General features: G+C 35.8%; 10 protein-coding genes. 9 read left to right on the top strand and 1 reads right to left on the bottom strand.

The window, feature by feature from the left end:
• Positions 1–99 precede the first annotated feature (99 nt).
• Positions 100–1707: a hypothetical protein gene (locus GCQ56_RS19995; RefSeq protein ID WP_152736316.1), complete on the bottom strand. Its 1608-nt coding sequence runs from the start codon at positions 1705–1707 to the stop codon at positions 100–102.
• A gap of 230 nt (positions 1708–1937) precedes the next feature.
• On the opposite strand from GCQ56_RS19995, the gene GCQ56_RS19990 reads away from it, so the two are divergent.
• From GCQ56_RS19990 to GCQ56_RS19950, 9 genes are all read left to right on the top strand, one after another.
• Complete coding sequence (locus GCQ56_RS19990; RefSeq protein WP_152736315.1) at positions 1938–2510, top strand: TetR/AcrR family transcriptional regulator; 573 nt, start codon at positions 1938–1940, stop codon at positions 2508–2510.
• Positions 2511–2593: 83 nt separating this feature from the next.
• Complete coding sequence (locus tag GCQ56_RS19985) at positions 2594–3526, top strand: SDR family NAD(P)-dependent oxidoreductase (protein WP_152736314.1); 933 nt, start codon at positions 2594–2596, stop codon at positions 3524–3526.
• A complete protein-coding gene (locus GCQ56_RS19980) occupies positions 3523–4671 on the top strand; it encodes an MBL fold metallo-hydrolase (protein ID WP_227006128.1) in 1149 nt (382 codons plus the stop codon). The genes GCQ56_RS19985 and GCQ56_RS19980 overlap by 4 nt, the downstream gene beginning before the upstream one ends.
• A 165-nt stretch (positions 4672–4836) precedes the next feature.
• Complete coding sequence (locus GCQ56_RS19975) at positions 4837–5235, top strand: DoxX family protein (protein ID WP_152736313.1); 399 nt, start codon at positions 4837–4839, stop codon at positions 5233–5235.
• Positions 5236–5287: 52 nt separating this feature from the next.
• A complete protein-coding gene (locus GCQ56_RS19970; RefSeq protein ID WP_152736312.1) occupies positions 5288–6538 on the top strand; it encodes a PQQ-binding-like beta-propeller repeat protein in 1251 nt (416 codons plus the stop codon).
• A 97-nt stretch (positions 6539–6635) separates the two neighbouring features.
• Positions 6636–7859, top strand: a complete 1224-nt coding sequence (locus tag GCQ56_RS19965) for a PQQ-binding-like beta-propeller repeat protein (protein WP_152736311.1) — start codon at positions 6636–6638, stop codon at positions 7857–7859.
• A 97-nt stretch (positions 7860–7956) separates the two neighbouring features.
• Positions 7957–8253 (top strand): YciI family protein, encoded by a 297-nt coding sequence (locus GCQ56_RS19960; protein WP_152736310.1) that lies wholly within the window; start codon positions 7957–7959, stop codon positions 8251–8253.
• Between the two features lie 13 nt (positions 8254–8266).
• Positions 8267–8938, top strand: coding sequence for an SDR family NAD(P)-dependent oxidoreductase (locus GCQ56_RS19955; protein ID WP_152736309.1), 672 nt, complete (start codon positions 8267–8269; stop codon positions 8936–8938).
• A gap of 29 nt (positions 8939–8967) precedes the next feature.
• A complete protein-coding gene (locus GCQ56_RS19950) occupies positions 8968–9573 on the top strand; it encodes a TMEM175 family protein (protein WP_152736308.1) in 606 nt (201 codons plus the stop codon).
• Positions 9574–9748 lie beyond the last annotated feature (175 nt).

Below are 9748 nucleotides of genomic sequence, written 5' to 3'. Positions count from 1 at the left end.
TTTCATAATAAGTGTGTTTAAGTGATTTACTCGCCTTATAAAGTTATTTCCGATTTTTTTCTTGAGCTAGAAAAGGGCTCTCAAAAAATCAGAATAACTTTACTTACACACTTTATGGGATACTACTGCTTGTGATTTTCTTTTTCTGCGTTCTTCCTTTAATCTTTGTTTTTTTTCTCGTTTTAACTTGCGTTTCATTTTCTTCTTGTCAGCTCGCGACATGGAAACACGAATGTCATCATTAGGAGCGGCAATTCCTCTGTTGCTTCTGCTTGAGTTGTAGTCTTGAGCACGAGTTCCACTAGTATTTCCACCATTAGGATTCTCGATTGCACCATCTGCTTTATTGCTTCTGCTGGAATTGTAATCGGTGGCTGTGCTAATAGGATCGATCTCTTCTTTTTCATCCTGATTGTCTAGCTCTATAGAAGTCGTAGTGTTACTTCTGCTTGAGTTATAGTCTTGAGCACGAGTTCCACTAGTATTTCCACCATTTGGATTCTCGATTGCACCATCTGCTTTATTGCTTCTGCTTGAATTGTAATCGGTAGCTGTGCTAATAGGATCGATCTCTTCTTTTTCATCCTGATTGTCTAGCTCTATAGCAGTAGTGGTGTTGCTTCTGCTTGAGTTGTAGTCTTGAGCACGAGTTCCACTATTATTTCCACCATTTGGATTCTCGATTACACCATCTGCTTTATTGCTTCGGCTTGAATTGTAATCGGTGGCTGTGCTAATAGGATCGATCTCTTCTTTTTCATCCTGATTGTCTAGCTGTGCAGCAGTAGTGGTGTTGCTACGACTCGAGTTGTAATCCTGTGCTCGTGTTCCTGAATTTTGCCCTGAGTTACCACCGCTATTATTCGCTCCTTCGTACAATACATTCGATCCTTGATTGCCCGATTGTTGGTACAGTGGATTGTTGTTACCACTGCTACGTGGTTGGTACATTGGATTTACAGCTTTGTTTCCCTTATCCTGATAAAGAGGATTGGAACTTCTTCTGTTGGGATGGTTTCCCAATTTTCCAATGGCAATGCTCACTCCAAAATTCACATTAATGCTGGTGAAGTTAAAACTTGTTGATGTAGTCGGAATTTCGCTTGCCAAATCGGGATCGATACTACCATCGGCACGAATGGCTTTTGAAATGTCTTTGCTTTGAAAGGAAATGTCACCATTTAATGATGTTAGATATTCGCTACTCACAAAAAGTTGAATGCCTTTGCACAATTCGGTATTGAGCTTGGCGCCCAGGCGAGCAGTGAGAGCATTTAGGCTTTGCTGCCTTAAATTGTTGGTGACAATATCGGTATTAGGATAACGCGAGATTAATTCAGGAGTACTATTTATTGCCAATCCGGTTCTGCCGTATAACCTAAGGGAAAAGCGATCGGAGCCAAAGCTAAATTGCGGACCTAAATCAAAACCTATGCTACGGAACTGATTTCGGCTACCGCTGGTTTGTCCAAATTCTTGCTTGACGTTAAAAGAGGAGTGTTTTACGCCCATCCCCAGAGAGAGCTTATCGCAAAAGTTTTTGCTGATTGATATTTCGTTGTTGAATCCATCTTTCACAAGATCGCTAAAATCGCTGTTGACTATACTGATTCCGTTTACAATTTCCAATGATAAATTTTTTGGACTTTGTCCGTTTACCATACCACAGGACAATAGTATTGCTACACAAATTATTGCTCTCTTCATAGGTTTTCATTTGGTGGATGCTGCTTACAAAAGGTTTGTAAGTTGGCTTACTTCTCTAATTAAGATACGAAAAATTAAATAAAAGATGAAAAAGTCTTAATTGATTTGAGGATGGTAGCATGAGCTTTAGAATGGTTTTCGCAATTTTAAAATTGCTTAAGAATTTAAGCTGATTTGGTTTTGTAGAAATTAAACATTAATATTGCCGAATAAATATTCGATTAAAATAGGTGAAGTTAAAAGATAAGAATAAAGAAAATTCGATAATTGAACAGACTCTGGATATTGTTTATGAGACTGGCATTGCTGGTGTAAAAATGTCTAAATTAGCTAAGCGGGTAGGAATTTCACCTTCTACTCTTTACGTATATTTTAAAACTAAAGAAGATTTAATTGTTTCGATCGGTTTTAAAATACTCCAACAAATTTCTGATGGTCTTAATTCTGCTTTGGCTGATTCAACTTCCTTTGAGAATAAGTTGCGGGCAAAGTGGATACACATGTTGCAATTTCGTTTGAATAATGAAAGAGAAATAAATTTTATGGAACAATGGATGCAATCTCCTTATTTCGATAAAAGTTCTTTTAAGCAAAAAGGAGATAAGCTAAAACCAAAAACAGATTTATTTAAGGAAGGAAGAGACTCGGGGTATTTAAAAGATTTGGATGATAATATGATTCATGCCATACTTTCGGGAATGGCTAAACAGATTTCCGCACTCGTAAAAGGAGAACAGCTTAAAATGAATAAAGAAACCATAGACCTTACTTTCAGTATTGTAAGGGATGCATTGAAAAAATAATTTTTTTTAAATAATAATCGAATAAATATTCGGTAAAGAATAGCTAATAGTAAGAATGAATGTATTGTTAAAACTGGTTTATCATGAAAACAACACGAATAAATGGCAAATTTAAACGAATGTTTCTTGGGGCTTGGCGACAAAAAGCTAAAACTCATCGCTGTCCTAATGAACCGAATTTAAATGGCAAAATTGTAGCGATAACCGGAGGGAATCGAGGTATTGGTTTAGAGACCGTAAAAGGTTTATTAAATAGAGGTGCAGAGGTAATTGTTTTATCTAGAAATAAAGAGAAAACAGAACAGGAGAATAGAGCGTTAAATGGTGAAGTTTATGCAGTAAAACTTGACCTTGGTGACATTTCTACAATAAATACTGCGGTTGAAGCTGTACGCAAAATTCTTAAAGGGCGAAAAATTGATGTCCTAATAAATAATGCAGGGATTGCAGTGACCGGATCTTGCCAACTTTCACCACAAGGATATGAATTAACCTTTGCTGTAAATGTATTGGGACATCATGTATTATTTCAGCAACTTCATACTCAATCTTTACTTGCTTCTAATGCACAAATTATATCGGTAACCGGCGATATTTATATACAGGCCGATGATTGTACTCCAAACTATTCTTATGATGGTAAAAGTGGTATAAAAGCCTACTCTCGTAGTAAAGTTGGCATGATGTGGTGGGCTTATGAACTTCACAGATTGTTTCCTAATTATAAAATGAACTTGGTACATCCGGGAATCGTTCCATCAGGATTGGGTAATGATGAAAATTCTTTTTTTGTACGCGCATTCGGACGATTATTTATTACTGCTGAAATGGGAGCACAGATGACATTAATATGTGCTACACAGTCTAATATTGAAAATGGTGCCTATTACCATAATACTTTGGGTAAAGTTCTGCTACCAAAGAATGACATTGCTTTGAATGTTGATTTGTCGAAACAGTTTTGGCTTACACTTGAAAAGATTTATGATTTAGAGTTTAAAATAGCACAAATATGAAGAGTTACTTCTCAAAAAATAGAAAACGAAAACGAATGGTTATTCTTGGAATCTTTACACTTATAACTGGCTTAATCGTAATAGCTGTGAGTTGCAATCCTAAGTTTGGAGGTGATATTCCTGAAAATCAGAAGGAACTATATGTGGATTCGCCAAATTTCGAGAATGGAGAGTTTAGAAATAAGATTATTTTCGAATCACACATGAAATTTAATTTTAAGGATTTCAGAGAGGGGATAGGAGAATTGATTTCACCTAGAGAAGAAACAAAGCCAAACAATACACTTTCATTTGTAAAGCAGGATTCCACTGATATAGCCAACTATAAGGATAGTACCCGTTTAATATGGTTTGGGCATTCGACATTTTTATTGCAAACAGATCGTAAAAATATACTAGTTGATCCCATGTTTGGAGATGTGCCGTCTCCCTTTTCTTGGCTTGGCAGTTCACGTTTTAGTACAAGTTTGCCAATCTCTATTGAAAAACTTCCACAGATTGATGCTGTAATTATTTCACACGATCATTACGATCATCTGGATTATGGTTCCATTCGAAAACTTAAGGATAAGGTTAACATGTTTTACGTTCCACTGGGTGTTGGTGTGCATCTCGAAAAGTGGGGTGTTGAAAAAGAACGAATTGTAGAACTAGATTGGTGGGATGAAGCTCAACATGATGGTATCGTGTTTAGAAGTGTTCCTTCTCAACATTTTTCGGGTAGAACGCTTAGTACATCTAATAGCACGCTGTGGTGTTCGTGGATTATAAAAACGAAAATGGACAACATCTATTTTAGTGGAGATGGTGGATATGGCGATCATTTTAAAGAAATAGGTGAAAAGTATGGTCCTTTCGATTTTGCAATGATGGAATGTGGTCAGTACAATGAAAAGTGGTCTAACATTCACATGTTTCCAGAGCAGACTGTTCAAGCAGGTTTGGATTTAAAGGCCAAGCAAATTATGCCAATTCATTGGGGAGCATTTCGATTATCGCAGCACGCCTGGACAGAACCTGTAGAAAGGTTTATTACTGCTGCAAAAAGTGCAAATATTCAATATGTTGTGCCTAAGATCGGAGAGTCGATAGAGATTCATAAAAGTACAAATCATGAAAATGAGGCTTGGTGGACAGCTTATTGATCTTGACTTTAAGTTTAGCATAGATTTTTGATTTGAAGTGTGCGCAAATTGATTCATAGATTGATGTGGGATGGGAGGCATAATTAAGAAGTATCATTAGAGATATTAATTTTTTATGTCTCCCAATATGAAATTGTATAATTAATAGATAAAATTTTAATCAACATGAATAAAAACACAGATTTAGGATTACTAATCCTTAGACTTGCTATTGGAGTATTAATGTTATTGCATGGAATTGCAAAATTAAGTGGTGTATCTGGTATTGAAGGAATGTTGGCTAATGCTGGTTTTCCAACTTTCTTGGCTTATGGTGTTTACATTACAGAAATTGCAGCTCCCATATTAATACTAATTGGTTATAGAACTCGTTTGGCTTCTGCAGCTTATATTTTTGGTGTATTATTCGCCATTTTCCTGGCTCATTCAGGTGATGTTTTTTCCTTGAATCAACACGGAGGATGGGGTATTGAACTGTTGGGCTTATATCTATTTGGTTCCATCGCGTTATTCTTTACAGGAGGTGGAAAACTAGCTTTATCGAATTTAAATAGATGGGATTGACAAGCGATTAACCCTTTGACTTTATAAAAATAAAAACCCAAAAACCTAAATTATGAAACTTGCATGTAGATTTTTTGTACTTGTGTTTGTTCTAACACTTTTTAGTTTAACAAGCTTTGCACAAATATACGAATGGCGTGGTCCTAACAGATCGGGTGTTTATCAGGAGGATAATTTATTAAAGAAATGGCCAACTTCTGGTCCCGAATTGTTGTGGGAAAAAAATGGGATTGGCTTTGCTTATTCATCAGCTACCGTAACAAAAGAAACAGTTTATGTTACAGGACGAAAAGGGGAGGATGATGTTCTAACTGCTTTAACTCTTGACGGTGCTGAAAAGTGGAGTATGATTTACGGTAAAGCCTGGACAAGAAATTTTGATGGTACCAGATCTACTCCAACCGTTGTTGGTGACCGTATTTATTTGATTAGTGGTGTAGGAGATATGGTTTGTGTGAATTCTGATGGTAAAATGCTTTGGTCGCAAAACCATTACAAACTTTACGATTCGAAACCTGTCATGTTTGGTGTATCTGAATCGCCCTTATATGTTGATGATAAAATTATTGCATCGCCAGGAGGGAGTAAGGCTTCCCTGGTGGCTTTTAATGCTGCAAATGGAGAAGTGGTGTGGGAAGCTGAACCCTTGAACGAAGGACCTTTATATGTGAATCCATTGCTTGTTAATTACAAGGGTAGGAAGATAATTGTGACCAACACAAACAAATACATTATAGGTGTAGATGCCACTAATGGGAAATTACTTTGGAAAGTAAATTACGATGAAACATCTGATATTGGAGGTCGTTCTTTTAAAAATCATGCCAATACACCAATCTATCATGATGGGAAGATATTTGTTGCTGCAGGACACAAATTTGTAGGAATTCAGTTGGTGTTATCCGACGATGGATCGGCTGTTGAATTGGGATGGAAAAACAAAGATATAAATACTCACCTTGGTGGTATGGTTCTTATTGATGGGTATTTGTACAGTTCGAATTTTATTCACAATTCGATGGGAAATTGGGTGTGTGTTGATTGGGAAACGGGAGAAACGAAATGGTCGACCAAGTGGTACAACAAAGGTTCTATAATATCAGATGGTGAAATGTTGTATTTGTTTGAAGAAAAATTCGGACATCTTGCTTTGGCAAATATCAATTCGGAGAAATTGGATATTGTTAGTGAATTCAAAATCAATATCGGTAAAGGGCAGTATTGGTCACATCCTGTAATTGGTGATGGAAAACTGTATATCCGACATGGAGAAACGCTTCAAGTTTATTCGATTAAGCAATAATTGAAGATAGATTTATCTTATTCTTCTAAGTTAGTTAATTCGTTAAGTACTTTAAGTTTGAAATTTACACGTGAATAATTTCTTAAATCAATGAAGCATGAATAAAAGAATTTACATTCAGTACCTATTGGTATTATTTGTTGTTTTTCAGAGTTGTATAAATGAATCCAGCCAATGGCGTGGTCCCAATCGGGATGGAATATATCCAGAAACAGGTTTGTTGAAAATATGGCCTATAGAAGGTCCGGAACTTGCCTGGAGTTTTGACAAGCTAGGAAAGGGCTTTAGTTCGGCTGCAGTTAGCCAAAAAGCAGTCTATATTAATGGAGTGATAGACTCAATAGGTAATCTGTTTGCATTCGATTTGAAAGGCAATCTTTTATGGAAAAAGGAATATGGTAAGGAGTGGACCAAAAATTTTCCTGGTACCAGAACAACACCCTTGGTTTACGAAGGTTGCATTTATATTTTAAGTGGATTTGGAGATTTATATTGTCTGAAAGCAGAGAATGGTGAACAAATCTGGACAAAGAATGTCTTAAACGAATTTAATGCAGAAAATGTGACTTTTGGAATTACTGAGAATTTGGTAATCGACGAGGATAAGATTATCTGTGTGCCAGGGGGAAAGGAAAAAAACATAGTGGCATTAAATCGAGAAACAGGGGAAACAATATGGGTTAGCAAAGGTGTAGGTGAAAAAAGTGCTTACTGTTCTCCGCTTGTTATTACGCATAACGAAAAGAAGTTTCTGATTACCATGACAGATAGCTCTTTGATTTCTGTTGATGCTGAGAATGGGAAACTTGCCTGGCGATATGGCGATTTAATTTACAGATTTCCGGAACATCCTAATACTCCAATTTACAAGGATGGAAACTTATTCGCAATTGATGGTGGAAAAGGTGGTAGTGTTAAGCTTAAACTTAGCAATGATGGATTAAATTATGATGTGGCATGGAAGAGTAATGTAATCGATCAAGTGTTTGGAAGCGCAATTTTGTTGGAGGATAAAATTGTAAGCTACAGTAAAAGCAAAAAACAATGGTCTGCAATTGACTGGAATTCTGGGGCGTTTTTGTTTTCGATGGACACCATAAGTGAAGGTTCTGTTATTTATGCTGATGAAATGTTTTATTGTTTTACCTATACGGGAGAGATGGCATTAATGAAGGTTTCAGACAACTCGATGGAATTGGTCAGCAGTTTTAAACTCGACAGTAAAAAGAAAGATCATTTTGTGCACCCGGTAATTAGAGACAAAAAATTATATCTGAGATATCACGAAAATTTGTGGGTATACAATTTAAGCAAAAAGTAGAGGTTGAGATATCTTTTAAAAATAGATTTCTTATTGAAGGATGGAAGAATCATTCAAGATTTAAGGAAGAAAATCTGATGCAAATACAATTTATAAAATGTTTATAATAAATCTTACATACAAAGTTACATTAGAAGCTGTGGATAAATACTTAAAACAACATGTTGAGTATTTAGATGAACAGTATAAAGCAGGGAAATTTATAATTTCAGGAAGAAAGAATCCTAAAATGGGAGGCATTATTATTTCAACTGTTTCGGATGAGAAAGAATTGCAAGATATAATAGAAAAAGATCCATTTAAGATTCACGATTTGGCAGATTATGAAATTATTGAATTTATGCCCAGTAAGTCGTCTGAAGAGTTAAAGTTTATGTTACCTGTTAAAAAATAGAAAAGTGTTTGGAATGAAAAAGTGTGTGTTAATTACAGGAGCAAGTAAGGGCATTGGTCTTGCTTTATCTAAATTGTTTTTAGAAAATAATTATAAGGTAATAGGAACTTGTAGAAGTGGTAGAGTTGATCAAATAAGCCATCCGGATTTTACGGCAATTGAACTAGATGTAACTTGTTTTGAAAGTATTGAAAGGGCGGCGACTGTTCACCTAAAAGAACACAAAATTGATATTTTAATAAACAATGCTGGGGTAGGCTTGGATTTAAATACAAGAAAGCCTGAAAAAGAATCGTTTAAACAGACTTTTGATGTAAATGTTACAGGAACTGTATTTTTTACGGAAGCTGTAATTGATAGCTTAAACAAGCAAGCTAAAATTGTAAATGTTTCATCTCATATGGGTTCTGTTGATGGATGTAAAAGTAGCGATTCGGTTGCCTATAGAATGTCGAAAAGTGCCTTGAACATGTACACCAAAATCCTTTCGAACAGACTGAAAGGGAAAGCAACTGTTGCCTCGATTCATCCGGGTTGGGTAAGAACGACTATTACGGAAGGAAATGTTGCTATGGCTAGTCTTTCGCCGGAAACTTCTGCGAGAAATATTTATGAATTCATCACCAGTGAATTTGAAACGGGAATATTTTGGAATACAACCACTCAATCAAGATTGAATTGGTAAGAATTTAAAACATAAGGAACGGATACTACATGAATAAAAGCAAGAGTATTGATAAACAAAGATTGGAAAACTTTAGTGATGGTGTAATTGCTATTTTAATAACCATTTTGGTGATGACCTTTAAAATTCCTGAAAATTATCTGCTTAGGGACTATACTATTCTAGAGTTTTTAAAATTCTTTATTCCTCAATTGGTTCCTTATGCCATTAGCTTTCTGGTTATAGCCGTTCATTTGGTCCATCATCATGTGTTATTTAGCAAAATGAGAGCCGTTAACAACACCTTTACCTGGCTCAACTTGTTGTTTCTGTTTTCCTTATCGCTAATTGTTTATCCGACAGCTTTGCTTGGGCAAGCTCGAAATCAAGAGACCTCGGCAATGCTGTTGATAGGTGCTTATCTCTTTAAAGCTTTAACCTATCGTTTGCTGAATTATTATGCCATATTTAAAAGCGGATTGTATAGAACTGATAAAACTAAAAAAGAGTTGAAAAGAAGGACTATCATCAATTGGATTAAGGATCCGGTGATTGAATTGGTCGCTTTCTTTCTAATCTTTATCAACTTTAAAATATCTCTTGCTTTAATCTTTATAATGACCTTAAGCTATATTGCTCCCTCTAAAAAAATGTAGTAATGCTTTGTCCGTAAGCCGGACGGGCTCTTCCTTTCTCCATTGATTAGAAAGGAAGCAAAGAATCTACGGCGCACCTACTCAGTGACCCATAAAGTCTCAAAAGCGAATAGAAATAGATAGTCTCACTCGTTCCTCGTTCAACAGCATTTCTATTTGCCGCTTTCTCTACCTA

Origin of the sequence: Marinifilum sp. N1E240 (genome assembly GCF_009295825.1) — a bacterium.
Classification (GTDB): Bacteria; Bacteroidota; Bacteroidia; order Bacteroidales; family Marinifilaceae; genus Marinifilum_A; species Marinifilum_A sediminis.
Note: the sequence above shows the minus strand (reverse complement) of the source record. Positions and strands in the feature narration are given on the sequence as shown.

Bases quoted from the DNA above. Each gene is read 5' to 3' on its own strand.
- GCQ56_RS19980 (WP_227006128.1), top strand. From the start codon at position 3,523: ATGAAGAGTTACTTCTCAAAAAATAGAAAACGAAAACGAATGGTTATT.
- GCQ56_RS19995 (WP_152736316.1), bottom strand. From the start codon at position 1,707: ATGAAGAGAGCAATAATTTGTGTAGCAATACTATTGTCCTGTGGTATG.
- GCQ56_RS19955 (WP_152736309.1), top strand. From the start codon at position 8,267: ATGAAAAAGTGTGTGTTAATTACAGGAGCAAGTAAGGGCATTGGTCTT.
- GCQ56_RS19970 (WP_152736312.1), top strand. From the start codon at position 5,288: ATGAAACTTGCATGTAGATTTTTTGTACTTGTGTTTGTTCTAACACTT.
- GCQ56_RS19960 (WP_152736310.1), top strand. From the start codon at position 7,957: ATGTTTATAATAAATCTTACATACAAAGTTACATTAGAAGCTGTGGAT.
- GCQ56_RS19965 (WP_152736311.1), top strand. From the start codon at position 6,636: ATGAATAAAAGAATTTACATTCAGTACCTATTGGTATTATTTGTTGTT.
- GCQ56_RS19950 (WP_152736308.1), top strand. From the start codon at position 8,968: ATGAATAAAAGCAAGAGTATTGATAAACAAAGATTGGAAAACTTTAGT.
- GCQ56_RS19975 (WP_152736313.1), top strand. From the start codon at position 4,837: ATGAATAAAAACACAGATTTAGGATTACTAATCCTTAGACTTGCTATT.
- GCQ56_RS19985 (WP_152736314.1), top strand. From the start codon at position 2,594: ATGAAAACAACACGAATAAATGGCAAATTTAAACGAATGTTTCTTGGG.